The 24,012-nt window shown below is 41.2% G+C and carries 28 protein-coding genes; 12 read left to right on the forward strand and 16 right to left on the reverse strand.

All coding sequences use genetic code 11. The annotated features are described in order from the left end of the window. Positions 1 to 126: 126 nt before the first annotated feature. The 4 genes from VFC49_RS06275 to VFC49_RS06290 form a co-directional block, all read right to left on the reverse strand. On the reverse strand, positions 127 to 1,221 hold the full coding sequence (locus VFC49_RS06275; protein WP_324734824.1) for a hypothetical protein: 1,095 nt from the start codon (positions 1,219 to 1,221) through the stop codon (positions 127 to 129). A gap of 124 nt (positions 1,222 to 1,345) precedes the next feature. Further along, entirely contained in the window at positions 1,346 to 2,038 is a 693-nt protein-coding gene (locus VFC49_RS06280) for an HAD family hydrolase (protein WP_324734825.1), read from the reverse strand. Further along, positions 2,035 to 3,039, reverse strand: coding sequence for a DUF3226 domain-containing protein (locus VFC49_RS06285; RefSeq protein WP_324734826.1), 1,005 nt, complete (start codon positions 3,037 to 3,039; stop codon positions 2,035 to 2,037). Before VFC49_RS06285 ends, VFC49_RS06280 begins: the two co-directional genes overlap by 4 nt. Then, positions 3,040 to 3,516 carry a DUF2391 family protein gene (locus tag VFC49_RS06290; RefSeq protein WP_324734827.1) on the reverse strand — a complete coding sequence of 159 codons (477 nt, stop codon included), beginning with the start codon at positions 3,514 to 3,516 and terminating at the stop codon, positions 3,040 to 3,042. Between the two features lie 122 nt (positions 3,517 to 3,638). Between VFC49_RS06290 and VFC49_RS06295 the strand changes: the two genes are divergently transcribed. Further along, entirely contained in the window at positions 3,639 to 5,102 is a 1,464-nt protein-coding gene (locus tag VFC49_RS06295) for an S-layer protein (RefSeq protein ID WP_324734828.1), read from the forward strand. Here VFC49_RS06295 and VFC49_RS06300 read toward each other — a convergent pair. Continuing rightward, positions 5,086 to 5,688, reverse strand: coding sequence for a DUF998 domain-containing protein (locus VFC49_RS06300; RefSeq protein WP_324734829.1), 603 nt, complete (start codon positions 5,686 to 5,688; stop codon positions 5,086 to 5,088). The two genes, VFC49_RS06295 and VFC49_RS06300, sit on opposite strands and share 17 nt — an antisense overlap. 180 nt (positions 5,689 to 5,868) lie before the next feature. Between VFC49_RS06300 and VFC49_RS06305 the strand changes: the two genes are divergently transcribed. The 4 genes from VFC49_RS06305 to VFC49_RS06320 all read left to right on the forward strand — a co-directional run bounded on the left by VFC49_RS06305 (position 5,869) and on the right by VFC49_RS06320 (position 10,819). Beyond that, positions 5,869 to 7,041, forward strand: coding sequence for an MFS transporter (locus VFC49_RS06305; RefSeq protein WP_324734830.1), 1,173 nt, complete (start codon positions 5,869 to 5,871; stop codon positions 7,039 to 7,041). Positions 7,042 to 7,105: 64 nt separating this feature from the next. After that, positions 7,106 to 8,299, forward strand: a complete 1,194-nt coding sequence (locus tag VFC49_RS06310) for an MFS transporter (protein ID WP_324734831.1) — start codon at positions 7,106 to 7,108, stop codon at positions 8,297 to 8,299. Positions 8,300 to 8,324: 25 nt separating this feature from the next. Further along, positions 8,325 to 10,550 (forward strand): DHH family phosphoesterase, encoded by a 2,226-nt coding sequence (locus VFC49_RS06315; RefSeq protein ID WP_324734832.1) that lies wholly within the window; start codon positions 8,325 to 8,327, stop codon positions 10,548 to 10,550. Positions 10,551 to 10,600: 50 nt separating this feature from the next. After that, the gene (locus VFC49_RS06320) at positions 10,601 to 10,819 is read left to right on the forward strand and encodes a hypothetical protein (RefSeq protein WP_324736662.1); all 219 of its coding nucleotides are present in this window, start codon (positions 10,601 to 10,603) and stop codon (positions 10,817 to 10,819) included. Here VFC49_RS06320 and VFC49_RS06325 read toward each other — a convergent pair. The 3 genes from VFC49_RS06325 to VFC49_RS06335 all read right to left on the reverse strand — a co-directional run bounded on the left by VFC49_RS06325 (position 10,816) and on the right by VFC49_RS06335 (position 12,770). Continuing rightward, positions 10,816 to 12,003, reverse strand: coding sequence for an MFS transporter (locus tag VFC49_RS06325; RefSeq protein WP_324734833.1), 1,188 nt, complete (start codon positions 12,001 to 12,003; stop codon positions 10,816 to 10,818). The two genes, VFC49_RS06320 and VFC49_RS06325, sit on opposite strands and share 4 nt — an antisense overlap. Beyond that, the gene (locus VFC49_RS06330; RefSeq protein WP_324736663.1) at positions 11,996 to 12,304 is read right to left on the reverse strand and encodes a PadR family transcriptional regulator; all 309 of its coding nucleotides are present in this window, start codon (positions 12,302 to 12,304) and stop codon (positions 11,996 to 11,998) included. Before VFC49_RS06330 ends, VFC49_RS06325 begins: the two co-directional genes overlap by 8 nt. Before the next feature lie 76 nt (positions 12,305 to 12,380). Then, positions 12,381 to 12,770, reverse strand: coding sequence for a PaaI family thioesterase (locus tag VFC49_RS06335; protein WP_324736664.1), 390 nt, complete (start codon positions 12,768 to 12,770; stop codon positions 12,381 to 12,383). 102 nt (positions 12,771 to 12,872) lie between these two features. Here VFC49_RS06335 and VFC49_RS06340 point away from each other — a divergent pair, with 102 nt between their 5' ends. From VFC49_RS06340 to VFC49_RS06350, 3 genes are read left to right on the forward strand one after another with little or no spacing between them, the layout of a single operon-like run. Continuing rightward, a complete protein-coding gene (locus tag VFC49_RS06340; RefSeq protein ID WP_324734834.1) occupies positions 12,873 to 13,505 on the forward strand; it encodes a hypothetical protein in 633 nt (210 codons plus the stop codon). A 45-nt stretch (positions 13,506 to 13,550) separates the two neighbouring features. Beyond that, positions 13,551 to 13,949 (forward strand): DUF2240 family protein, encoded by a 399-nt coding sequence (locus tag VFC49_RS06345; RefSeq protein ID WP_324734835.1) that lies wholly within the window; start codon positions 13,551 to 13,553, stop codon positions 13,947 to 13,949. Positions 13,950 to 13,952: 3 nt separating this feature from the next. Beyond that, the gene (locus VFC49_RS06350; protein WP_324734836.1) at positions 13,953 to 14,489 is read left to right on the forward strand and encodes a nicotinamidase; all 537 of its coding nucleotides are present in this window, start codon (positions 13,953 to 13,955) and stop codon (positions 14,487 to 14,489) included. Here the strand turns inward: VFC49_RS06350 and VFC49_RS06355 are convergent. Then, entirely contained in the window at positions 14,479 to 15,462 is a 984-nt protein-coding gene (locus tag VFC49_RS06355) for an AI-2E family transporter (RefSeq protein ID WP_324734837.1), read from the reverse strand. The genes VFC49_RS06350 and VFC49_RS06355 overlap by 11 nt on opposite strands. A gap of 110 nt (positions 15,463 to 15,572) precedes the next feature. Between VFC49_RS06355 and VFC49_RS06360 the strand changes: the two genes are divergently transcribed. Beyond that, positions 15,573 to 15,893 carry a hypothetical protein gene (locus VFC49_RS06360; protein WP_324734838.1) on the forward strand — a complete coding sequence of 107 codons (321 nt, stop codon included), beginning with the start codon at positions 15,573 to 15,575 and terminating at the stop codon, positions 15,891 to 15,893. On the opposite strand, the gene VFC49_RS06365 is transcribed toward VFC49_RS06360, so the two are convergent. Both VFC49_RS06365 and VFC49_RS06370 read right to left on the reverse strand, forming a co-directional pair. Next, complete coding sequence (locus tag VFC49_RS06365) at positions 15,886 to 16,347, reverse strand: hypothetical protein (protein WP_324734839.1); 462 nt, start codon at positions 16,345 to 16,347, stop codon at positions 15,886 to 15,888. The two genes, VFC49_RS06360 and VFC49_RS06365, sit on opposite strands and share 8 nt — an antisense overlap. 107 nt (positions 16,348 to 16,454) lie before the next feature. Beyond that, on the reverse strand, positions 16,455 to 16,850 hold the full coding sequence (locus VFC49_RS06370) for a hypothetical protein (protein WP_324734840.1): 396 nt from the start codon (positions 16,848 to 16,850) through the stop codon (positions 16,455 to 16,457). Positions 16,851 to 16,920: 70 nt separating this feature from the next. Between VFC49_RS06370 and VFC49_RS06375 the strand changes: the two genes are divergently transcribed. Then, on the forward strand, positions 16,921 to 17,604 hold the full coding sequence (locus tag VFC49_RS06375; protein ID WP_324734841.1) for a DUF4152 family protein: 684 nt from the start codon (positions 16,921 to 16,923) through the stop codon (positions 17,602 to 17,604). A gap of 9 nt (positions 17,605 to 17,613) precedes the next feature. Here the strand turns inward: VFC49_RS06375 and iorA are convergent, their stop codons facing one another. After that, positions 17,614 to 19,464 carry an indolepyruvate ferredoxin oxidoreductase subunit alpha gene (gene iorA / locus VFC49_RS06380; RefSeq protein WP_324734842.1) on the reverse strand — a complete coding sequence of 617 codons (1,851 nt, stop codon included), beginning with the start codon at positions 19,462 to 19,464 and terminating at the stop codon, positions 17,614 to 17,616. A gap of 101 nt (positions 19,465 to 19,565) precedes the next feature. Next, positions 19,566 to 19,835 carry a hypothetical protein gene (locus tag VFC49_RS06385; protein WP_324734843.1) on the reverse strand — a complete coding sequence of 90 codons (270 nt, stop codon included), beginning with the start codon at positions 19,833 to 19,835 and terminating at the stop codon, positions 19,566 to 19,568. 96 nt (positions 19,836 to 19,931) lie between these two features. On the opposite strand from VFC49_RS06385, the gene VFC49_RS06390 reads away from it, so the two are divergent. Together VFC49_RS06390 and VFC49_RS06395 are read left to right on the forward strand one after the other, a co-directional pair. Next, the gene (locus VFC49_RS06390) at positions 19,932 to 20,219 is read left to right on the forward strand and encodes a hypothetical protein (RefSeq protein ID WP_324734844.1); all 288 of its coding nucleotides are present in this window, start codon (positions 19,932 to 19,934) and stop codon (positions 20,217 to 20,219) included. Next, a complete protein-coding gene (locus VFC49_RS06395; protein WP_324734845.1) occupies positions 20,209 to 20,958 on the forward strand; it encodes a YbaK/EbsC family protein in 750 nt (249 codons plus the stop codon). Before VFC49_RS06390 ends, VFC49_RS06395 begins: the two co-directional genes overlap by 11 nt. A gap of 8 nt (positions 20,959 to 20,966) precedes the next feature. Here the strand turns inward: VFC49_RS06395 and VFC49_RS06400 are convergent, their stop codons facing one another. The 3 genes from VFC49_RS06400 to trmBL1 all read right to left on the reverse strand — a co-directional run bounded on the left by VFC49_RS06400 (position 20,967) and on the right by trmBL1 (position 23,923). Next, entirely contained in the window at positions 20,967 to 21,416 is a 450-nt protein-coding gene (locus tag VFC49_RS06400) for an HIT family protein (protein ID WP_324734846.1), read from the reverse strand. Between the two features lie 102 nt (positions 21,417 to 21,518). Beyond that, positions 21,519 to 22,889, reverse strand: a complete 1,371-nt coding sequence (locus tag VFC49_RS06405; RefSeq protein ID WP_324734847.1) for a glycogen synthase — start codon at positions 22,887 to 22,889, stop codon at positions 21,519 to 21,521. 11 nt (positions 22,890 to 22,900) lie between these two features. After that, entirely contained in the window at positions 22,901 to 23,923 is a 1,023-nt protein-coding gene (gene trmBL1 / locus VFC49_RS06410) for an HTH-type sugar sensing transcriptional regulator TrmBL1 (protein ID WP_324736665.1), read from the reverse strand. Between the last annotated feature and the right edge of the window lie 89 nt (positions 23,924 to 24,012).

A 24,012-nucleotide genomic window follows, 5' to 3' on the forward strand; every position in this document is an offset into this window, starting at 1 on the left:
GAAGAATCTCCCCCATCTCCTATCTTACCTACTCCCCCACTCTTTTCCACTACCGGGGAAACTACGTTTCCCACACCCTTCCTAAAAATTCAGTGAATTCAAAGGAGATTTGCTAGCTAAAATTAATTAGACTACTAGTATCTTACGAGAAATTGAAACAAGTTCCTCTACTGCCAACGCTAACTCTAAAGGAGTTTTTCTGTAATATGTGCCAACCTCATAGTTTCGTTTAAGACTCGTAGCTAGAAGGTTCGCAGAAGATTCAATAGCAGGCCCCTTATAGTTTATAGTTACCTTTGCATGCAAATTATTATATTCAAAAACATTAATAGGAATCGAAACAGATTTTATGAGCGTCTTCAGATTTTCTTGGTTTCTTTGAGTGTTTCGTATAATGATGGTTAACTCTTCTAGGTTGCTATTAATTCTCGCAACGTTTTTTATCAAAGTTTTTAATGTTCCATTCACCCAGGGAGATACTATTATAGGTTCTTTTGCATCATAAAGCACATCAGCTATTGCAGAATAAATAGTGTAATCCCCAGGCATAGTTCTAATAACATCAATATCCTTTTCTAATTCAGTGTATTTTAGGAATTCTTTTCCTTCTTTGGTTAGGTGATAACGTGAGCTTTCATTTTCAATTAACCCAAGTTGAAGAGATAAGGGAAGAAACAACGCACTTACAACGAAATTATTGTATGGCTTAGATATGTTACCTTTCTTTGTTATCCCAAGATTGTGAAGAATCGAGGTCCATTTGCGCATGATCATTCCAAGGTCTTCTACAATATCCTTTTTACGCACGTTGTTATGCCTGCGGATGTATTCTAAAAAGACTACAAGAGGATACCACCGTTTGAAGACATTTCTAATTATTTCAGCTTTTTCTTCCTTGGTTTTAGCAGAAAAAAGTGATGTAACAACTTTTCTTCCGTAGGTACTTAAAGTATAGTACTTCTTTCGATGTTCCTTTTTAGTAATTACAATCCCAAGATGCCATAAGAGCTTATTAAAATAGTAACCTTCTCTTCCTGTAGTTGCTAACTTATTTTTACTTAGCCTCATCAATACTTTATTAAGCTCTTCATTACTGCTTGATCCTTTTAAAGATAGATACTCCAAAATTTTGATGAATGTATCTAAATCAAACCATGCAATCCCATAACTTGAGAAGTAAATCTTAGCTGCTTGATAAGGTCTTTCAATAATTATTATCACCCAAAATTTCAAAACTCAATAACTGTTAATAAATTTTTATCCCAAAAAGAAGAATCTTGAGCCAAATTTTTACATTTACGATGATAAGCAGTTTGAAGTAGCCAGAAATTACATAAAAACAAAGCTAATCTAACTGGTCCAAAACCTCCCCTAACTCTCCAGCGTTCTTCACAACAAAGCCCCTCTCTGCTATCCTCTCAACCTTCTCAGCCTCCGGATTAATCCAGACCGCCCACAGGCCGGCATTTAACGCCCCTTCAAAGTCCTCCGCATAGGTGTCGCCTATGTGGAGTGCTTCCTCCGGCTTAACTCCAAAATACCCCAACGGCTTCAAGAAGACTTCTTTCATAGGCTTGTAGGCTTTGAGCTCGTCGGAATAAAACTGCCTATCAATAAAATCCGCCAGCCCAAACCTCTCAAGAATTAAGCGCGTATAGGCGGAAGGCCAGAACATTACGTTGCCTGTTGTGATTATGATTAAACCCCTTTCTTTTGCCGCTTTCAAGCCTTCAATTGCTCCTTCAATGACAATTCTCTCATCAACTCTGAGCGTTGCCTTAGCAGTCGCCCTCTTAATGATTTCAACATCACAGCCGAGCTTTTTTGTGAGAAGTTCTTGGCTTTCTTCGAGAGCTTTCTCTGGGTTGCCCCTTTTGCTCTTTCTCAGCTCCTTGATTTCTCCTCTTGCTTCCATGACTTTTTCAAAAACCTCTTTATACTCTTTCTTTGTCAGCTCAGCCAAGGCTTTTGTCAGTTCCTCCAGCATAACGTTGATATCCAAGAGGGTGTTCCAGACATCAAAGCTCACAAGCTTCATTTAATCACCTCCGCCAGCTTATCCAAAAGTCCAGCAGCAGAGAGAATTTCTTCAAGGTTTTTCTTCCTCGAACGCATCACAAACATTTCATAGAATCCTTCGAGGTTTCCCCAAAAGCCATAGGATGCCAAAGCCAAATAAATTACCTCCTTCGGCTTCAGCTTTCTCTTTAGATCAATGCGCAGAATGTTTATTGCCCTTTCAATTTTCCTCAGCACTCCTTGCTTTTCCAAAAGCTTAAGCATCAAATCCTCAACAGTTGGCTTTTTCCATTCCACGCACGGGTGCTTAAAGTGATAACCAATTAAAAGCGGTATTATAAAAACATCTCCAACTCTAAAATCCTCTCCCTCTCTTGTGAATTTGAATGAAGAAAGCTTGCCCGTTATTGATTCTATTACCCTCTCAGCACTCTCATCAATATCAATGGCCAATCCTATCTTGTCAACTTTGAACTCAAAAACGTCCATAGCTTTCAAAAAGTTTCCTAAGTTCCTTATAACCCCAGCGTTGCCTTCACTTGGGATTATTGCCAGAAATACATCATCTTTTCTCAAAAGCTCAAAGTTGTCCCTCTCAAAGACCTTCTCAATCAGTTTTAAATTTTCAGGCGTTGTTCTGCTTTCTTTAAATCCGAACAGCTTTTTGTAAACCCCTTTAAAAAACTTCGAGTCAGTTTTGCCCTCACAGAAGATAACGTTAACTTTGGAAAATTCACCAAATGATGCACCTCTTAGATCAAAATCGAGGTATTTTCTGAGCTCATGGGCTTCTTTCAAAGTTAAGCTTTTCATTGTATCAGAATACAGAAGCTCCCCATTTTCTGTTCTCTTAAACCGCTCTAAGATAAGATCAACTAACTCCAAACTCGCTGTAACCACTGTTTCTTCTCCCTCAAGTGAGCTCACAAACTCCTTCAGCTCTTCACTGTTCTTTCCATGCTCTGGGAAAAGCACCGCATCTTTAAAATTCTCATAACGCTTTCCTGTCACAATTCTCATTTACTTCACCATATCAACGGCTATTGCACCAATCACGGCAAAGGTGCTTATTATGATGGTCGCACTTATGTATTGAGTCAAAGAAAACTCAGCAAGTCTGTTTATACCATACAGGTATATCAAGCCCGCGGATATCAGATATGAGATTAAGACTACCGTTAAAAGGCGTTTTGGTATGTGGAACAGTTCCTCCCTCTCAATGTTTGAAACTTTTGCTTTTGTTATGAAAAGATAAGCAATTGAGAGGGTCAAAATCAGAATTCCAACCGCCCGTTCCATAGTTAAAGACTTTGCTATGTCCCAGATTTCTTGTGTAAAGAGAAATGGGAGAGAAAACGTCAGGGCACCAATGATTTCCTGAGCTATATCATCCCACCCCAGTTTATCAGGTTTCTTCTCAAACCTCTTCTCTAACCCTTCAATCTGTTCCGAGAGCTTTTCAAAACGTTCGTTAAGTTGCTTTAGTTCCTCACTCATTTTGCTCAGCCACTCTGGGGCCAATCATCAGTTCAGCATTGGATTCATTCATCATCGCACATTTAAAAGGTCTTGGGACAAGGTTATAAACTTTGAGGACTACAAAATTTAGGTGAGTAAGTATGAGAAAAGTTTTGAGCGTAATACTATCTGTTTTGTTTTTAGTATCTGTTGCAGGAGCAGTGCAGGGGTTCAATTTTAAAGTAAACTCAACAAACAGCATTATTGTTTTACCAACGACGAAGATAGTTAATGGACAGCCCCTCCATATAGGCGAGGATGCCATCACTGGATCAAAATTGGGAGCCCTCCTTGTGCTCAAAGGCATAAGAGAGGTAACATACTCCACATACGTTGATGTACCTATTGAGTACCACAGCGTTCTAATTCAGGATAACAATCAGTACTACAAGCTGAACAGTGTGGATATGCCAGATGTAGGAATCAACGTCGGGAACTCTCCAGTAGGGGACGCAATTGTTGTTGCAGTCAACTTTTCGAGGGTTTTATACAACGATACAATTAAAAAAGCACAGTTCAACGACAGGAGCATTAAGATAATCTTCAATGAAAATACAACCCCCCTGAATCTTGGAGGAGAAACCGCTAAAATAGTTTCCACAGTGGTTGATGGAAAGGACACCATGTACATCTACTCATATGAGGAAAACTCCGGTTCAAAGGCTCTGGGTGAAACGCTGACAATAAATGGATGGAAGATCAAGTTCAGAGATATTGACACCGAGCAGGAAAAAACCCTTGTGGACATATCCTTCCCGAGCGGATTCGTGAGGACAGATACGCTCTATAAGAATAAGTACTACATCCTCTACGTTGATGCCAACGGAGATGAAGACTTTGAACCCTTTGACTCTTATCCCTCAGCAAGGATTCAGGAGCTTTTGCAGGCTGGAATTAAGAAGATGCTGATCATCTCCCCAACAGACTTCTTTGTTGGTATAGGAGGCACAAGACAGGTCACATACAAATACGAATATTACGAGAAAGTTAGAATGTATCAGGATGGCGAAGTCTACGAGGGACAGTGGGTTTGGGACATAGACCCAACCAACAATTTGTTCGTACTGTATCTCCATGTCGATCCAGACAACAATTTCCCCAAAGTTGTACTCGATGACGGTCAAATGCTGAAACTTCCAATTGATGGGCTTAACATTCAGCCGGTGTTTGCAAAAGATGAAAACGGCGAGATAACTGGAATTGCAGGCTACAGATTTGTCAGAATTGATACCGTGAAAAAGAAGGTAACTGTAAAAACCGTTAAAGCTGACGTTATCGACGATGTAAACAAGCTAATAATAGAGGACATTCAACTAACAAAGCTGCCCAGTGATAAGAATGTGATAATTGTTGGAGGGTGGGTCAGCAATAAAGCATGGAAACTACTGGAACAGGTTTATGGTTCGAGCACAATCCAGAGCATAAAGGATGAAATAATGAGCAAGGGATACATTGTCAAAGTCCTGGACAATCCAAACAATCCAGAGTATAAAGTTATAATACTTGCGGGCAAGGACTACACACTGACAAGGAAAGCTGTTGAGGAGTTTATGAACGAGATTTGATGTTTGACTCTTTCCTTTTTGTCTCTTTTAGCATTTTATGGCTTATCACAACGATCCAAGAAAGTATAAAAACGGCACCTATCATTTCTGGCACAGCCAATCCAGATTTTCCAAGTGTTGCTATCATTAAAGCAAATGTGCCAACACTACCTATCATGCTGAATAAGGAGAGCTTTTGTTTCCCACGTTTTCTAAGGATAACCCCAGCATAAAAGATTCCAGTAAGAGACAACAAATAAAACAGAATCGCAGGGATCGAATGAATTTTTCCGTACTCCTCTGGGAAAATCCCTACGGCTATTAAAAATGCCATTGCAACCGTAAGGATGTGCATCATATTTGAGCCAAAATACCTAACAGCTGCCAGAGAAAAGACAATGCCAAGGAGACCCATGATGATTAAGCCTGAATTGAAAACATACCGGGTTTGGACTTTAAGAGAGCCCAAGTCGCTCAGGGCATTTTTATGGAAAGAAAACCAAGGGTTAAGAGCTATAGCTATGCTTAACATTATTGCAAAGATTATGGGCAAGAGGAACCCAGACGCCGCCCCTATCTCCAAGAGATCCTTTGACTTCACCTTCATTCCAGACACCTAATGAATTCAGGAGCTAAAACCTAAACATTACAAAAAGATTTGAGCGTATAACAGAGGCTTGTGCATTATGGCATCAAACAACATCTCCCAACGATCATTAATAAGCTTTGTGTCCCCCCATGTTATCATTTCGATAAATTTATAAGCGTTAAGACATTAGGTTAAACCATGCTCCAGAAGTTCAATAGGGATGCCAAAATACTCATTGCATTGAACGCAGTAGGACAGCTGTTTCTCCAGTTTTCCTTCTTCATAATCCCGTTCTATTTGAGAGCGCTTGGATATTCAATGAATGACATGGGAGTGTTCTTCTCACTGAGAACATTTATCGGTGCTCTGTTCTTCTTGTTTGCTGGTCAAATCTCATTGAAAATCGGCTATAAAAAATCTCTCCTTCTTGGAGCGGTTTTAGGCTTTACTGGGAGGATACTTCAGGTTACTGCTCTAAATTACTACGTTCTCCTGCTCGGATTTCTCCTTGTTGGAGTGAACATGGGCATAAGACAGCCAAACTTCTCTGCCCTCTTAAGTGAAGAGGTTGGAGATGAGCTTAGGCATCATGCGTTTTCAATAAGCTTTGGTCTTGGAACCATATTTAATGCTGTGGGGGTTTTGTTAGCGGGTTTTATGCCAAATTTCTTAGAGAATGCTTTTGGAATTACTGCCCAGTTGGCATATAGATTGGTTTTAGCATTTTCCTTTCTGCAGTTTTTAATCACCATCCCTGCGCTTTTGATAATAAAGGATGTTCCGGTGGAAAATCCAAAAATAAGGTGGAGGAAGGAGCTGATAATAAGGATCCTCAAGTTTTCAATCCCCTCGGCGATAATAGGTCTCGGTGCAGGCATAACAATCCCCTACATGCAGCTTTACTTTGATATGCGGTTTGGAGTTACTTTAGCAGCTATAAGCGGTGTTTTCTTCTTCCAGCAGCTGGTTATGGGTCTCGGATCATTCATACTTCCAAAGCTTGTGGATAGAATAGGCCCAGTAAAAACAATAACACTGTTCCAAAGCTCTGCGGCTCTGCTTTTTGCTGTGTTTCCATCAATTAATATATTCACATTAGCGGCTTTCTTCTACATCATAAGAAGCATACTAATGAACATTGTCTGGCCGATTAACGATTCTTTCATGCTTGGGTTTTTCTCAACTGAGGAGAAAGCTACGGCTGTTGGGATTAGAAGGGCATTTTCAACCTTCATGAGGGGGATAGGAAACTATATAGGTGGGTTCCTCTTTGGAATATCCCTCAGCTATCCATTCTACACAACCGCAACTTTGTACATAATTGCCACCTTTACGTTTTACTTCTTCTTTGCCAAATACAACAAAGCTTAACTACTTTACTAACATTGTTTAAGCGCTTCGACATGCTTATAAATTGACACCCCAACTCTCAACCATGAGCCTTGAAAAATACAGAGGATTCAGCAGGGATGCAAAGTTAGTTGTAGCCTATTCTTTCTTTGGCTGGTTAGGGGGCAACATAGCATGGTTTATTCTGCCGTTCTATCTTAAATCCCTTGGAATGGACTTTACAAAAATTGGGATTTTGTTCTCCCTATCAACAATAGTTCAAGCTGCTCTTTTACTAATTTCCGGGCAAATCAGCATTAGGCTTGGCTACAAAAGGACAATCTTGCTTTCATTATCCCTAATTTTCATCGCTCGCTTGATTCAGGTCTCTGTTCCAGTATTCTGGGCTTTGGCACTGTCATCCGTAATTGCTGGAATAGCTATGGCACTTGAATGGCCTTCTTTGATGGCTCTGCTCAGTGGAGAGGTAAGCGAAGAGAAGCGGCACTATCTGTTTACTCTAAACAGCGCTCTCGGAACAGCGGGAGCAGCCTTTGGAATGCTCTTAGGAGGGATACTGCCAAAAGTTCTGGATGGAACAAACCCATATAGGAGAACTCTGTTCTTTGCAGCTCTTCTAATTTTGATCCAAATAATATTGATGTCCTTCGTCTCTCCAGTGCTTGGAAAAGAAGAGAGGAAGCTTAAGCTCAGGAGAGAGCTGTTGGTAAAAATAGCAAAGTTTTCACTCCCATCAGCTTTAATTGGTTTGGGTGCGGGAGTGACGATCCCATATATGGGACTCTACTTCAACTTGAAGTTTGGGACGAGCTTAGAGAGCATAGGTGGACTCTTTGCACTACAGCAGCTTGTCATGGCACTGGGAATGTTCTCCATGCCCCTCTTAGCTGACAAAATTGGAAGTGTGAAAACAATAGTGAGCTTTAACGGAAGTGCCACAGCTTTGATAATTGCCCTCCCGCTTGCTCCAAGCTTCCCGATAGCTTCGATCATTTACATAGTTAGAACAATCCTCATGAACATCGTCAACCCAATATGGGATGCCTTCATGATGAAGTTCTTCACAAGGGAAGAGAGAGCAACTTCAATAGCACTGAGAAGCTTTGCTTGGACCTCAACCTTTGGACTCGGGCAGTATTTGGGAGGAATCATCTTTGACAGATCTTTAGTATTCCCTTTCCTCATAACCGGGTTTCTGTATGCGGCATCCATAGTTATATTTTGGATGTTCTTTGCTGGATATGAGGAAAGAGTTATAAGCAACGGCACATCTCTTTAAATGACTGTTCTAAGGGGTGAGCAAGATGGCAGTTAAAGACTGCCCAGAGTGCCATGGAACTGGGAAAGTGAAAGTAGGCGAGAAGGAGTGTGAGGTCTGCAACGGATGGGGCTACGTTCCAGCTGATTTTAAATTAGGCGAGCATTTAAAGGGCTACAAAAACCTTGATTATTTTGGTGTTGACGAGGAAGTTGACGAGATCCCTTGCCCAGAGTGCCATGGAAAAGGCGTCGTGCCAGTTTATGACACATGCCCAACCTGTGGGGGGACTGGGAGGGTTTTAGCCTGTGATATCTGCGGGAAAGTGAAAGAGCCTTGGGAACCTGGTATGGAGACAACTTGGGTGTGTCCAGAATGTGAGAGGAAGTTTAAAATTGTATACATTCTTGACAAGACATGTGATTATGAAGACGTTGAAATCGGAAGGATTTACAAAGGTGTTATTGATAGAGTAGAGCGCTTTGGGGTTTTTGTTAAGCTCAATCCTCACGTTGTTGGTTTAATCAAGCGTAAGGATCTGCTTGGAGGAAAAGAATACAAGCCCGGAATGGAAATTTTGGTTCAAGTTTTAGATGTCAGACCAGAGAAGAGGGAAATAGACTTCATTGAATCTGCATTAAGACAGTACAAGGAAGTAGTTGTGAGAAAGGAGTTGCCTGTCACTCCAATCGAACAGCTCAGCGAAGAATTAGCGGGAAAGACTGTAAGAATTAGAGGAAAGATAATCCAAGTGCAAGTTACAGGTGGGCCAACGGTATTCACAATAACAGATGGAACCGGGATAACTTGGGCAGCGGCTTTTGAAGCCCCGGGCGTTAGGGCATATCCCAACATAAACGTTGGGGATATTGTTGAGATCATTGGAAAAGTGTCATTCCACGCTGGTGAGATTCAGATAGAGATAAGCGACATGTCAAGACTGTGGGGACCTGAGGCGGCTGAGGTCAAGAAGAGGATTGAAGAAGAGCTTGACAAAAAAGCACAGCCAGAAGATGTGGGATTTTTAGTTGAAAGTGAAGTTTTGGAGAAGCTTAAGCCAAAAATTATGAAAGCTGCTTTCATGATCAGGAGAGCAATCTATGAAGGTAGACCCATTTTGCTCAGGCACCACGCAGATACAGATGGTTATGTCTCGGGATTGGCTCTGGAGAGTGCCATAGTTCCTCTCTTAAAGGAGGTATCACCAGACCCAGAGGCTGAGTGGCATCTCTTCAAGAGAAGACCATCAAGGGCACCGTTCTATGAGCTTGAGGACGTTTTGAAGGACATAATCTTTGCTGTCGAGGATTCGATGAAGTTCGGTGAACCTCTGCCGTTAGTTGTGATAGTTGACAACGGCGGAACAACCGAGGATATTCCAGCATACAGGAGGTTAAAGGCATATGGAGTTCCAATCGTTGTCATCGATCACCACGATCCAAGAGATTTCATAAGTGAAGACAAAGCGGCAGTTGATGAATGGGTTGATGTTCACGTCAATCCTCACCTTGTCAAAAGAGGCTACTATGAGCTGACAGCTGGAATGCTTGCAACTGAGCTTGCAAGGTTCATTAACCCAAAGGTAGAGGATAAGATAAAGCACCTCCCGGCCATAGCTGGAACTGGAGATAGGAGCAAAGCTCCAGAATTTGAGCAGTATTTAAAGATCGCAAAGGAAACAAAAGGGCTGGAAGAGGAAGATTTAAAGAAGATTGCCGAAGTTATTGATCATGAAGCTTATTACTGGAAGTTCATGGATGGAAAGGGGATAATTGAGGAGATCCTGCTATTAACCGGAAATCTCCAAAGACACAGAAAGCTTATTGACGCAATTTACCCTGAAGTTAGGGCAAAACAAGAGAAGGTTCTCAAAGCTTCCTTGCCGCATGTAAAGAGCATTCTTCTGCCGAATGGGATAAGGTTCAACACAATTGACATTGAGCTTTATGCTCCAAAGTTTGAGTATCCATCACCAGGAAAGCTCAGCGGTTTAATCCATGATCACTTCAAGGAGAAGTACGGGGAGGATTCACCAATATTGACCTTGGCATATGGCCCGGACTTTGCAGTGATTAGGGCAAGTGATGGCATGGCAGCTTATGGATTCGACCTCAATGGAATTATTAAGATCCTTCAGGAGAAGCTCCCGGATGCTGGGGTAGAAGGAGGAGGACATAGCTATGCTGGCTCAATAAAGTTCTTTGAGGGCAAGAGGAAGGAAGTTCTTGAGGAGTTTGCAAAGCAGGTTGTTAAGTTAAAGAAAAATGCTTAACTTCCTTAACCCTTTTATACCCTCACCCATAATTTTCTTTGGTGATGTCCATGTTCATGGCGGAATTCAAACTTAGATACGGTTCTATGAAGTGGTATGTTAGGAGAATCGTTGAAGCCGAAACTTTTGAAGAAGCAAAAAAGCTGGCAGAGAGATATGTAAAAGCAATAAACAGAGGAGAAGTTAAATGGGAGCTAAATGATATCTATAAGGTCGATAAACCGCTTACAATAACAAAAGAACTTGTGGAAAAACTTGAGAGGTCTTAACTTTCCTCTTCTTTAACTACTTCTATCATCAAAATCATTGCCAATGTACTCATTGCTGCTGCATAAAGAAAGCTGTATTTCAGCGAATAGCTCTGCCACAGCCAGCCAGCAATTACCGATGCCGGAAAAACAAATACTCCGAAGACCGTGTGATATGCTCCGATTATAGTTCCCTTCTCAAAGTCTTTAGCCAAATCAGCCATATAAGCTCTTGGAATTGTATCCTCAATTGCCAAGTAGATACCGTATAGGATAAAACCTGCCAAGAGCATCCACAGGGTTTTTGCATATGCAAACATTAGAGCTGCCAGTGTTGCAACACCAAATCCAGCTGTAATGATAATTTTTTTGCCAATTTTATCAGAGTAAACGCCTATTGGGTAAGCTGACAGTGCATAGATAACATTAAAGAGAGCATAAAAGCCTAAACTCTGAACAATTGAGTAGCCAAGCTCCTGAGCCTTCCACATTGTAAAGGCATAGCTATATCTCCCAAGAGCCCCAATCGCAACAACAACCAAAAACAGCTTCAAATTCCTGTTCCTTAATGCTGAAATACCCTTGATCTTCTTTTTAACCTCCTTCCCAGTATCCTTTACTAAGAAAATTATTATCAAGATGCTCAACGCGCCTGGGAGAGCAGAGAGGAGAAAAATCCTTCTATATGCAACATCAGCTGGATACTTCACGAATAAAGCCAAGAGACCTATGGCAACCAACGGCCCAGCAACAGCCCCCATGGTGTCCATCATCCTGTGAAAGCCAAAGGATTTGCCTGTTTTCCCTTTTTCAGTTGACTCCGCTATTAAGGCGTCTCTCGGAGCTGTCCTAATCCCTTTTCCAACCCTATCAACGATCCTCAAGCTCAGAAAGTCCCACCAGGAGTGTGTAAAAGCTAAAGCACCCTTGGAAATCGTTGAAAGGGCATAACCCAAAGTTACAAAAACCTTCCTTTGCCTGAATTTATCACTGATGTATCCAAAAACGACCTTAAAGAGGGAGCTCAGGCTTTCAATGAGCCCCATTATTGAACCACTCGCAAGCTTCCCAACATTTAACACACCGGTCAGATATGCCGGAACAATCGGTGCAATCATCTCACTGCTCATATCGTTGAGAAAGCTTACAAGTCCCAGCAAGAATACGTTCCAGCTTATTCCAAAGATTTTCTTTTCTTTATCCATTGCAATCACCTAAGATTTCGTTGCAAAGCTCTTTAACTTTCTTTTTTCCCTCTTCCAAGACTTCCAGGCCTTTTGGAGTTATCTCGTAAAGCCGGATTCTCCTTCCATCCCTAACTTCCCATCTGCTCTTTAAAAGTCCAGAAACCTCCATTTTATGCAAGAGCGGATATATCGTCCCAGGACTAACCTTATAACCATGTTTTTTCAGTTCTTCAATCATGAACGTCCCGGTTATCGGCTCTTTGCTTGCGTGATGCAGTATGTGCAGTCCCATGAAGCCAAGCAAGATGCGGCGTATCATATCGAACACCGATATCGAATTCTGATATCATATCTTAAAAACTTTGCCCCTGTATAAAACCAAAATCAAGAGAGAATCAAAGCTCGAGCACATGCTTTTCCAAAACGTAGCAGTAAAATTTTCCTCCCAGAACCTTTTCATTTTCCTGATTGAAAACTTCAACATGAACCACTTTCTTTTTCCCTAAATCCTCTACAACTTTTGCTTTAGCTAAGAGCTCATCCCCAACCTTCACAGGCTTCGTAAACTTCACCTCAGCCTTTCCCAAAACAACTGTTGGCTCATTTACAGCAAGCATTGCAGCGTAGTCTGCCAGTCCAAACGTAAAGCCGCCATGAACTAAGCCGTGTTCGTCAACTTTCATTTCATCAATGGTCTTTAACTTGACCTCCGCATATCCCTCTGTGATTTTTACTGGTTCTCCCACCAATCGTTTGGAAGTTAAATTATGTGTTCTCTGCATGATGCTCACCAGTGTATTGTAATACAAATGAAAAATATAAACTTTTACACCCATGAAAAACTTTAAATATTCAATGTTATCATCATTATCACAGGTGGTTGGAAAATGGCGTATTATCAGCATGCTCCCGAATATGGTGCTTATATCTTCATGATGCTCTCCTACTTCATTTTCTCATGGGCAATAATCATCTTAGGAGCCTACATTAACAGGGGAGTACTAATAAAAAATCCCAAGTTTGAAGACATCCCACATGGAAAGAAGGTGTTCCTTAAAAAATGGGCACCTTGGCTAATTATTGGCCTTATGCTGTGGTCTTTCTCAACATTTAAATTGACTGACTACTATCTTTCAACCTATTCATTTGAGTTTACTGGAACCCATTTTACAGCATCCTCACTTCTTGAGGATATGAGGGGCAATGAAAGGTACAGATTCGATGTTGAGGGAATCCAAAAACTTGGAATGCCTCACTATGGATTACTCAAAGGCTACAAGCTCCAAGATAGCGTTAGAGAGGGTCTGATTGTGAAAAGGATTAATCAGGTTGTTATCCTACAGGGATATCCTTTTCTCCCAGTTGCAAAGCTCTACATTTATGACATGGAGGGAAAGAATGTAAAATCATTAAGGACGGCATACATTTTCTTTCCGCAGTCTCCAGGTGGAAAGCTGTCATCAATTTTCAACTTCCCATTCGAAATGTTCTTCTGGGGTAGCGGAGGAGTTGGAGCTTAGTAAAGCTTTTCTACTTCTTTTACTTAACTTTGTATGGTGGAGTGGGTGAAGGAGCTAAAAAATGCCATCCTCTACAAAGGCTCAAATGAATTCACAAAACAAGAGTTAATTGGAATTCTTGTTGTTAAACTCAGACTGATGAGCGTTAAAGAAGCCAAAGAGCTTATAGAAGACAGCATAGAGAGAGGCATTATTGAAGAGAGGGATGGAAAGCTTATAATCAATGAGGAGATACTCGAAAAGGAAGAGAGGGAGGAAGACATATTTACAAAAATGATTGCCCATATTGCCCGAAAACTTGGGTGGAGTGAATTTGAAGTACTCGAGGACATAAAGAAATTCTCGGAGAGATATGGCACCTTAGATAAAAGGATTGTGGCTTACCTCTACGGGATAGACAAAGGAATTGATATGTCCAAATTTAAAGACAAGCTGGAGGTGTGAGAGATGGAGGCTCTTATAATTGTTGACATGCAGAAGGACTTCATGCCTGATGGAGCTTTGCCAGTCCCAGATGGAAATAAAATAATTCCAAAAGTCGAAGAATACATTAAAAAATTCAAAGAAAAAGGAGCATTGATAATTGCTACAAGAGACTGGCATCCCCCAAACCACATAAGCTTTACAGAGCAAGGGGGACCATGGCCAAAGCACTGTGTTCAAAATACAGAAGGTGCTGAGTTTGTAGTGAAACTCCCAGAAGATGCAATAATAATTTCAAAAGCTGATAAGCCCGATAAAGAGGCATACTCAGGTTTTGAGGGAACAAATTTAGCAGAAACTTTGAGGAAAAGGGGCATTAAAAAGGTCTACATCTGTGGGGTTGCAACTGAATACTGCGTCAGAGCAACAGCATTAGATGCTTTAAAATATGGATTTGAGGTGTACATACTGAAAGATGCAATTAAGGGAATAAACCCAGAAGATGAAGAAAAGGCTCTAAAAGAACTCGAAGAACAAGGTGCAAAAATAATCACGTTGTAATTTTTCTCCATTCTTTTAACAGTGCCACCACCAAGTTCAGCACGATCGGACCTATTATCAATCCTTTAACCCCAAAGCTCCATGCTCCCCCTATCATTCCAACGAGGACCATGACCTCATCGAGCTGTGCCCCTTTTGCAACGAGCTTTGGTCTCACTGTAAAATCCGGGAGTGGAGACACGAATACAAACCCATAAACGGCTAAGAGAATTGCCGTTATTACATCTCCATTCTTAAAGAGGTATATGGCACCAGCTAACCATATCATCCAGCCTTCAAAAAGCGGGACAAAGCTAAAAAGTACAGTTAAAAATCCGGCAATTACTGCGGTTGGGACATCTGAAACCTGAAAGGCTATGAATCCAAGTGTCATCAAAATGCCCTTAGCAATATTGAGAAGAAGCCAAGCCCTAATGAGCGCCTGAAGTGTTAAATCTGCTCTTTTCAACAGTTTATCTGCTAATTCTTTATTCTCTTGAGGCAAAAGCAAAGAAATTTGTCTCCTAATGGCTTCAGAACTCACAAGAAAATAATAGAACATGACAACAAATATGACAAGCTGTAGAAGGTATTTCGGAATCGAGAATGTGTATGATAGTATGTACTCGGAGAACTTGGGGGTAAACTGTGCATAGAATTTCTGAATCACGTTAGTTAGCCCAAAAGGAAAGGTGAATGTCTGGCTCCAAGATATAAAGGCAATGACATCTTCATAGAAGGACATTAACACATTTTTGAATATTAGAATTAACTCAATTGTAATGCCCGTTGCAATAAGAATTAGAAAAGCAGTCAATATCAGTGCTGATTTCTTGATACTTAGCCTGCTCGAAAGGCGCTTATGAATAGGATAAACAGCATACGTAAGAATCGCAGCAAAGAAAATTGGGGACAGCAACTGTGAGACTGTGCTCCATGCCAAGTAAAGTATTGCTATGACAATACCTCCCCAAACTAATAATTCTGCCTTCATAAAGCTCACCAATAATATCATTACTGTCTCAGAGCTTTTTTAACTTTCGGCTTCTTGAGAAGATAATGGTTATATCCTTCCATTGCCAATTCATAAACGAGGGGTAACAAATGGAGGAAGAGATGCTCAGGAAAATTGATGAGTACATAAAGTCAGGGGATGAGTACTTTAAAGAAGGGAACTACCGGTTGGCATTTAGATCCTATCTTGAGGCGATGTACAGTATAAGCGTTTACGTAATCTATAGGGATTTAGGACTGCTCATGCCTCCAGGTCCCGCATTGGGCATGATGAAGACAAGGTATCCGGACGTTTACGGAGTGATAGAAAAGTATATTCCATATGAGACCCGAATATCTGGAATTGACGAGGAACTTGTAAGGATAATAAAAAGTGACGTTGAAAAGATTTACAGAGATTTCATTAAGTAAACAGGTATGAGGAATCTATAATCCCGCATTCATCCTCATCCTCTGGTTCACCCTCCTCTTCCAATAATCTGAAAAGTGTCTTCTTAAAACCGGGGACTGTAAGTAAGAGTATCAATACATACACATTGGCTTTTATCATATGGCCATGAGGTTCTACGGCAAGTAGCAGGTAGTCCCTCTTCTCCTCCAGAACTTTAACTCTCGATACCGCAAACTTCGCATATCCATACATATTTTTCCCGTCTTCTCTCCAAAATGATATAAACTCCAAACACGGGAACTTATAGAACACATCAATCAAGGGGAGTACAGCTTTTGATGACACAATGGGATATTTCCTCTCTTTATAAATTAAGAACACCGCACCCCGGGTGGTACCAACATGAACTGCCTTGCAAAGATTATCAAGATACATTCCAAGTGCCCTTTCTACATTAGACTGCATATCCTCCAAGCTAAACACCACCTTTTGTATATAATTGTGCATAAAACTTGATCCAAGTAATTTCCCTCAAATTTTTGAAGTTCTGAAGTACAGCTATATGCCATTTCCCCATATTTTCACTTTCCTTCAAATTCAATCACCTTGAGGAGTTTTTCCTTAATTATAGGTTCAGGATACAAATTGAGTCTAACAAATCCTATGCTATCTTGAGTTCTCTTTTCAGAGAAGACATAGAGTATAAGTTCATCATCGATCTCCCCTATCATCTCTATGCGGCTGAGGGGTATTTTCAAGTACCCATACTCCGCTTCTTCACCATGTTTCCAGAATCCAAAAAGAATCAAACTATTCTCACTGCAAAAAATATCGAATGTCGTAGTCGAAACGGGAGATATGAGAGGGAACTCTCCCTCTTCTGTGACGGCAGTAATACTTCCTCTCACATTGCCAATATAAAAGCCACTTGAAAGCATGTCCAAGTAAAGGCTTAAAATATCATCGCTCTTCTCCATACGATCACGTCCCTTAAATATACTACTCTCCTAATCCTTTTAGGTAATGAGAAATTAACGGGGTGAAAGCATGAGAATAGTTTCAGCCGACACTGGAGGAGCTGTGCTTGACGAAGCCTATGAACCAATAGGACTGATAGCAACTGCCGCCGTGCTCATTGAAAGACCTTACAAAACGGCAACAATGAGCATAGTGAAATACGCTGACCCATTCAACTATGATCTAAGCGGGAGAGAGGCGATTAAAGATGAAGTGTTCTTAGCCATAAAGCTCGCTAAAAAAGTTAAACCAGATGTCATTCATTTAGATTCAAGCTTGGGCGGAATAGAACTCAGAAAACTTGATGATCCAACAATAGATGCGTTAAGAATCTCGGATAGGGGCAAAGCAATATGGCATGAGCTGAGCAGAGATTTACAGCCTTTGGCAAAGCGCTTTTGGGAAGACACTGGGATAGAGATTTTAGCAATTGGAAAGGACAGCGTAGCTGTTAGGATTGCAGAAATTTACGCCGGAATTTACTCAGCAAAATGGGCAATAGAATATGCAAGAGAAGAAGGGAGCATAAGGATTGGTTTGCCAAGGTACATGAAAGTTGAAATTCATGAAAGCAGAATTTACGGTGAAAGCTTAGATCCCAGAGAAGGTGGATTGTATGGAGAAATAGAGTCGAATAATGAAGGAATTGGCTGGGAGCTTTATCCCAACCCGATAGCAAGGACTTTCATGGTGCTGGAAGTGTGGAGAGAATAAAAAGAAAGCTTACTCCTTCTTTCCTATTTCACTTGGGAACTTTATTGCATCAAACGGACAAAGCTGGTTGCATATACCACAGCCCGTACATATCAGCGGGTCAATTCTGACTTTGTTGGTCTCTGGGTCATAAACCAGTGCGGGACATCCTGTCAGAAGAATGCAAGCCTTACACCCAACACATTTATCCTCAATTACTGTCGGCAGTTCCCCTATCTCTCCTCTCCTAATCACTGGAATTATGCACTCCCTCTTAGCTATGATAACCGCTGGTCCCTTAACCCGCATCGCCTCTTTTATTGCCTCTCTCATTGCCTTCAAATCATACGGATCAACTGTTTTAACGTATTTGACGCCTAAAGCTTTGACCAATGCCTCAATGTCAATCTCATTGAATTTCCTCCCCGTTTCACTTCCACCAGTTCCAGGGTGAGGCTGGTGTCCAGTCATTGCCGTTGTTCTGTTGTCAAGAATCATCACGAGGACATCAAGATTCTTATACACAGCATCCACTAAGGGCTGTATTCCGTTGTGAAAGAATGTTGAGTCTCCAATTGTGGCAACAATTTTCTTGCCAAAAGCTATGCTCTGGCCGTTTGCTAAGCTTATGCTTGCACCCATGACGTATTCTGTCCAGATAGCCTCGAGGGGAGGTAACAATGAAAGGGCATAGCACCCAATATCCCCATGTATTGGTATCTCATCCCTCTTGAACTTAAGCTCCCTAAGAGCATCGAGCAGAGCCCTATAAGAGCCGCGGTGTGGACAGCCTGGACACATGGTTGGGGGTCTCGAGGGTGCAAGTTTCTCTGCTTCCTCCACTTCCTTGGGCTTCCCGTAGCTTTGAGCTTCCCTTCCAAAAAGTCTCAAAAGGGCGTTTCTAACCAAGCTTGGCGTTAGCTCTCCTTCGAGGGGCAAATGTCCTGTCCTCTTCCCATATATTGGAACGTTAAGCCCTTCCTCATATGCCACAATTTTAACCTCTTCCTCCAAGAAAGGTGCCCCCTCCTCAACAACTATCGCCATGTCAACGCTCTTAAGAAAATCGATTATCAGTTTCCTTGGAAGAGGATGCGGGGTTGAGAGCTTAAGAATCTTAAACTTCTCGCCAATCTTTGGAATCACTTCTTTTACGTAGTTGTATGGAGCCCCTTCAGTGATAATTCCTATTCTTCCTTCACCTTCAACCCAGTTGAATTCTAAAGTCTCAAATTCTTTTTCAATTTCTCTAAGCGTCTTGTTTAGCCATTTATGCCTCTCCAAGTTGCCTTTCATTGAAGCTCTCACATACCTCTGTATGTCCTTCTTGAACATCGGCTTTCTCTCAAGCTTAATGAACTCATCAACTTCAACGTCAGCAGTTGTGTGGTTTACCCTTGTCGTGGTCCTGAATATTACAGGGATCTTGTACTTTTCACTGAGCTCATAGGCATATTTGATCAAATCATGAGCTTCTTGGGGATCATAAGGCTCAAGAACCGGTAAAAGGGATAATTTTCCGTAATACCTATCATCCTGCTCCGTTTGAGAAGTGTGCGGTCCAGGATCATCTGCGACTAAAATTACTAATCCACCTTCAACGCCAGAATAAGCCAAGCTCATGAGAGGATCGGCGGCAACGTTTAAACCAACACATTTCATAGTTACCAAACTTCTAAGCCCAGCATAAGAAACACCAGCTGCTTCTTCTAAAGCCACTTTCTCATTGGGTGCCCACTCGGCAAAAACTTCAGGATTAAGACGTGCTATCGTTTCGATGACCTCGGTTGATGGAGTCCCGGGATAACCAGTTGCAAAAGAAATTCCGCTCTCCAAAGCTCCATAAGCGATAGCTTCATTACCCATCAAAAGTTTCCTCATTCTCACCACCAAAAATTAATCGAGCTTCATGTTAAAAACCCGTATTTCGGAAAAATATCGGATAAAACGAAAAAGATTCACGAAGAAAACAAAGATTTCGACTACCTTCTCCTGTACCACTTATCATCATAGAAGTACTTTCCATGTGCTTGGGCATAGGCATCCATGACCTTTCTCCTAACCGAGAAAGCGTAAACCACCACTATTATTAGCATCAACCCCCCAATTTCCCAGCTGTATCTCCGGAGGAAGTATATATAGCCAAGTATCGGTATTCCAACGACAACTATTACCACAAGTGCCATTAATCCGAGAAGCAACTTATACCCATATCTCTCCATAAACAGTTCAAAGTCCATGAAAACCACCATGATAAATTTCCCATCAAAGTTTAAAAGTTTTTCATTTATTGCAGTTGCCGAGCATCTTAAATACCCCCATGGAGTATTAATCAGCGGTGCTAAAAAATGAGGGTTAAAGAGCTTTTAGAGCTTCTTGAAGAAGCAATAGCAAACGTCAAAGTTGCCATAGTAGTGAGCAAGCAGAGAATTTTTGAGAGCCCCCATACAAGCTGGGAATTTACACAACGCTCTTTAGAGCTGGAGGATGAACTTGATAGACTGAATAAGATAAAAGACTATCTCCTAAAATTCGATCCTGATAAAAATGTTGAGAAAATTTTCTCAGAAGAAGAGCTCAATGAGCTTTTAGAGTATCTAACAGCCCTAAGGGAGATGAAGGAGCATGAATTTTAAAGAGCTTGAAGAAAAGGCAGTTAAGTTTCGAGATGAAAGGCTGTGGAGGAAATATCACACCCCGAAAAACCTTGCCATTTCAATAGCCGTGGAGGTTGGGGAGCTTTTAGAGCATTTCCAATGGGAAACAGATAAAGAAATTCTTGAGAAAGTTAAAAATCCAAAGATTAAAGAAGAGATTGGGGATGAAATTGCCGATATAATAATCTACCTCACGCTTTTGGCTCATGAGCTCGGCATTGATTTGGATGAAGCTGTTGAAAGAAAGCTGAAGAAAAATGAGGAAAAATATCCAGCAAAGGAAATAAGACTACAAGAGATCGTTGAAGAACTTGGAGGAGAAATAATTGAAGTTGGAAAAGAGGTTAGAAGCGTTAAGCAGGTTACAAAGCTCTTAGGAGTCAAACCAGAGCAGGTTGTCAAATCCCTGGTCTTTATCAGTGAAAAAGAGCCAATTTTGGTCATAGTTGATGGAAAGTCCAAAGCCAGCGTAGAAAAGCTTACAAAATATTTTGGCAGAGTTAGAATGGCGAATAAAGAAGAGGTCAAGAAAATTACAGGATACAAAGTTGGAGAAGTTCCACCGGTTGGGATTTCAATTAGGACAATAGTTGACAAGAAAGTCCTTGAAAAAGACGTCGTAATAGCCGGTGGTGGAAGAATTGACCGCTTAATAAAGATAAAGCCAGAGAAAATCCTCGAATTTCAGAAGGGTGAAGTGCTGGATATTGCGGAATAAAATTGCAGTTAAGGAGTAAAGGCTTGCCTTAGCTTTTCAATTTCCTCTTCACTCATTCTGTTCTTAATCCAGCGTTCTTTTAGCTCTAAGTTCTCGTCTTCAATATCAAGGACGGCCTTTCTGACGCCTCCTCTCGGAAAGTTCGTATCCCCTTCATATCTCGGGATTACATGAATGTGAAGATGTGGAACAGTCTGCCCAGCAGCTTTTCCCAAATTTACACCCACATTAAAGCCATCCGGATTTAAAGTGTGCTTTAGCTTTTCTATTGCAAGTTCAATCCCTCTGAGCAAGGCAACTTTTTCCTCAAAGCTCAGCTCTCCCCATTTTTCCGCATGCCTCTTTGGGACAACCAATAGATGACCTTTATTGGCTGGATAAGAGTCAATAAGGATCTTAATTAGGTCGTCTTCATAAAGCAGCACTTCAGGGCTTGCATTGCAGAAGGGACATTTCATTTAACACACCCAAAATTATAAAGTGGGAGGAAATAAAAAGTTATGGCAGATGATGAGCTTGGCCGCTCCTGAGCGGTGAGGATAAACCTCGGTCCTGATGCCTCATTTTATGAAGCTTATTGCCTTGTCTATGTCATTTTTATAAGCTCTGAGATATCTCTTACATGCATTTTCCCATGTAAAGACTTCCTTTGCTCTCCTCTTCCCATTAACTCTCATTTTCTTCAGCAGTTCTGGGTTTTCCTCTCTAAGCTTTGCCATCCTAAGCATTGCCTGAGCTAAAGCAAAGGCATCCCTTGGAGGAACTAACAGACCAGTTGCATTTTCTTCATCCTCATCCAAGCTCACTATAGTATCCTTAATACCCCCAACCGCTGAACCTATTGGGATTGCTCCCAAACACATTGCTTCCATCTGCACAAGACCAAAGGGTTCAAAGTATGAAGGAATCACAACAAAATCCACACTACCGTAGAGCTCTCTCGTAAACTCCCTCTTGAGCATCTTAGTGATAACCTTCACATTGTTTGGATATTTGCTCTCCATTGTGTGAGCCCAGTTCTCAAGCTCTGGATCACCTTTTCCAATGATGATAAACCTCATCTTTGAGAACTCTTGAGGATAGCTTTCAGCTAAAATTTTGATAGCCCTTAAAAGGGTGTCAACTCCTTTCTGTGCCTTATCAAATCTACCTATGAACATAAAAGCAATCCCATCGCTCAAGTCTAAGCTTTCAAGTATCTTTTTCCTTCTCTCTTCTCTTGGTAAATCCTTGTTTTCCAAAAATTCTTCGTTCCAGAAGTCACAGGCTATACCATTGAAGACATGTGTAACTTTGCCTTCAAACATACCAAAGAATGCCCATTCCTCCCAAAGATAACTTTTGCTAACTGTTGTAACAAGATCAGCGATATAGCAGAGCGTGTGTTCTGGATCTATGTCTGGATAAGGAGCTAATTCTCCCAAATTAGCCATGTGGAAATAATAAGCTGGAACCTTGGATTTGTTCAGGCGGTGAATGGTTGCAACAAGATGTATTTGGAAATATTTTTTCAAAAGACCTGCAGCAAAGACGGTGTGCCAGTCGTGGGCATGAATTACTTCAGGCTTTCCTTCGTTCTCTATGATTTTGTTCAGCAGTCCAACGCTTGCTTTTCCAAAGTGCACAGCTTTGCTCAGCATGCCCTCCCATCCTGGACCATAAACATCGGGGTTGTCTAAAAGAGGATCACTAATTGAAAAGACCCTAACTCCATTTTGTTTCCTCTCATAAACCTTGACATCCCACACATGGCCTGAGACGTCTATTTTAAAACTTGTGTATTCTTTTCCCTCTTTGAAGCCGTGAGATGGAGTAAAGACAAGCACTTCGTTGCCAAGCTCTGCTAAGGTTTCGGCTATGCTGGTTATCGCCTCAGCAAGTCCCCCAACTTTCACTGGTAGATACTCAAACCCAAGCATTAATATTCTCATTTCCAGCACCTCTAATCCAATAGTATGAATTTCTCCCCCTCGACATCTTCAAAGTAACTGCCGAGCCCTCCAACTTTCCACTTTTTATTTCCATCATCAACAACCACACTTGCTATGAGTGGGGTGTACTCAAACTCTATGACCTTTCCTCTTAGTGTTATTGTGTCCTTGTTTTCTACAAGCTTTCCAATTACTTCAATCTCCCTTGGGAGACTTGTTTGCTTAAGCAGGGTTATCAGCGTTCTAATATTCACAAGCTGAAGAGGCTTTTTCAGTTTGTCATAATTCACAGGCTTGATTATTGTGCTGTTATCAAGGTAAATCGTGTAGAACCAGTGCATGTAGTTCTGAATGAGCTTCGCCGACTTCGCCCAGAAGGAATAGAACTTCTCTTTTCTTCTGTCCCTTGGAAGGGCTCCAAAGAAAAGCGCATAGTCAATATCCCCGATAATCCAGCTTGCCATAAGCCACGGTGCGCCCCCGCTTCTTGCAAGAATTATGTTATCCTTTTCGAGCCACTCTGGAATCTCTTCAAAATTGCTGATTATAACAAAAACCACATCTTTCCTCTTTTTGATCTCCTCCTTAAGTAGCAGGAGAAACTCAAAAGGAGTGTTTATTAAAACCTCATATTTTGCAGTTCTTATTATATATTCAGCCCTCTCGAGGGTGTTATCAAAACCGTGGATCGTCCATATTTCAGGCAAATCTTCTCCATGAACAGATCTATACAGCTCCAAAAATGCCTTCTTAAGCTCTTCAATGTCCGCTATCAGATCTTCTTTAATTTTTTCAAGAACAACCTCGGGATTCACGGGCTTGTATAGTCTCGGTGTGCCGTGCATTATATCAACGAATCCCTTTCTGTGAAGAGAGCTCAATACATCATAAACTCTCGTGTGTGGGATGCCGCTCTCCTTTGTTATATCCGTTGCTTTGCTCGGGCCAAGCTTAAGAAGGGTTATATACGCCAAACTTTCATATTTTGTCAACCCGAGTTTCTGAAGCTTTTCGATGATCTCTTCCTCCTTCATCTCCATACCCCCTCAAATTTTTAAACATATCATAACTAATCTTCACTGGATAAAGTTTAATCATTATTGGTGATATACTCCTACTTAAG

The sequence above is a fragment of the Thermococcus sp. SY098 genome (genome assembly GCF_035621495.1).
GTDB lineage: Archaea > Methanobacteriota_B > Thermococci > Thermococcales > Thermococcaceae > Thermococcus_B.

Bases quoted from the DNA above. Each gene is read 5' to 3' on its own strand.
- VFC49_RS06370 (WP_324734840.1), bottom strand. From the start codon at position 16,850: ATGGAGAAGAGCGATGATATTTTAAGCCTTTACTTGGACATGCTTTCA.
- VFC49_RS06330 (WP_324736663.1), bottom strand. From the start codon at position 12,304: ATGATACGCCGCATCTTGCTTGGCTTCATGGGACTGCACATACTGCAT.
- iorA (WP_324734842.1), bottom strand. From the start codon at position 19,464: ATGAGGAAACTTTTGATGGGTAATGAAGCTATCGCTTATGGAGCTTTG.
- VFC49_RS06375 (WP_324734841.1), top strand. From the start codon at position 16,921: ATGAGAATAGTTTCAGCCGACACTGGAGGAGCTGTGCTTGACGAAGCC.
- VFC49_RS06405 (WP_324734847.1), bottom strand. From the start codon at position 22,889: ATGAGAATATTAATGCTTGGGTTTGAGTATCTACCAGTGAAAGTTGGG.
- VFC49_RS06300 (WP_324734829.1), bottom strand. From the start codon at position 5,688: ATGAAGGTGAAGTCAAAGGATCTCTTGGAGATAGGGGCGGCGTCTGGG.
- VFC49_RS06280 (WP_324734825.1), bottom strand. From the start codon at position 2,038: ATGAAGCTTGTGAGCTTTGATGTCTGGAACACCCTCTTGGATATCAAC.
- VFC49_RS06350 (WP_324734836.1), top strand. From the start codon at position 13,953: ATGGAGGCTCTTATAATTGTTGACATGCAGAAGGACTTCATGCCTGAT.
- VFC49_RS06295 (WP_324734828.1), top strand. From the start codon at position 3,639: ATGAGAAAAGTTTTGAGCGTAATACTATCTGTTTTGTTTTTAGTATCT.
- VFC49_RS06395 (WP_324734845.1), top strand. From the start codon at position 20,209: ATGAATTTTAAAGAGCTTGAAGAAAAGGCAGTTAAGTTTCGAGATGAA.
- VFC49_RS06315 (WP_324734832.1), top strand. From the start codon at position 8,325: ATGGCAGTTAAAGACTGCCCAGAGTGCCATGGAACTGGGAAAGTGAAA.
- VFC49_RS06285 (WP_324734826.1), bottom strand. From the start codon at position 3,039: ATGAGAATTGTGACAGGAAAGCGTTATGAGAATTTTAAAGATGCGGTG.
- VFC49_RS06400 (WP_324734846.1), bottom strand. From the start codon at position 21,416: ATGAAATGTCCCTTCTGCAATGCAAGCCCTGAAGTGCTGCTTTATGAA.
- VFC49_RS06305 (WP_324734830.1), top strand. From the start codon at position 5,869: ATGCTCCAGAAGTTCAATAGGGATGCCAAAATACTCATTGCATTGAAC.
- VFC49_RS06290 (WP_324734827.1), bottom strand. From the start codon at position 3,516: ATGAGTGAGGAACTAAAGCAACTTAACGAACGTTTTGAAAAGCTCTCG.
- VFC49_RS06320 (WP_324736662.1), top strand. From the start codon at position 10,601: ATGTTCATGGCGGAATTCAAACTTAGATACGGTTCTATGAAGTGGTAT.
- VFC49_RS06390 (WP_324734844.1), top strand. From the start codon at position 19,932: ATGAGGGTTAAAGAGCTTTTAGAGCTTCTTGAAGAAGCAATAGCAAAC.
- VFC49_RS06325 (WP_324734833.1), bottom strand. From the start codon at position 12,003: ATGGATAAAGAAAAGAAAATCTTTGGAATAAGCTGGAACGTATTCTTG.
- VFC49_RS06360 (WP_324734838.1), top strand. From the start codon at position 15,573: ATGGAGGAAGAGATGCTCAGGAAAATTGATGAGTACATAAAGTCAGGG.
- VFC49_RS06310 (WP_324734831.1), top strand. From the start codon at position 7,106: ATGAGCCTTGAAAAATACAGAGGATTCAGCAGGGATGCAAAGTTAGTT.
- VFC49_RS06355 (WP_324734837.1), bottom strand. From the start codon at position 15,462: ATGAAGGCAGAATTATTAGTTTGGGGAGGTATTGTCATAGCAATACTT.
- VFC49_RS06340 (WP_324734834.1), top strand. From the start codon at position 12,873: ATGGCGTATTATCAGCATGCTCCCGAATATGGTGCTTATATCTTCATG.
- VFC49_RS06385 (WP_324734843.1), bottom strand. From the start codon at position 19,835: ATGGTGGTTTTCATGGACTTTGAACTGTTTATGGAGAGATATGGGTAT.
- trmBL1 (WP_324736665.1), bottom strand. From the start codon at position 23,923: ATGAAGGAGGAAGAGATCATCGAAAAGCTTCAGAAACTCGGGTTGACA.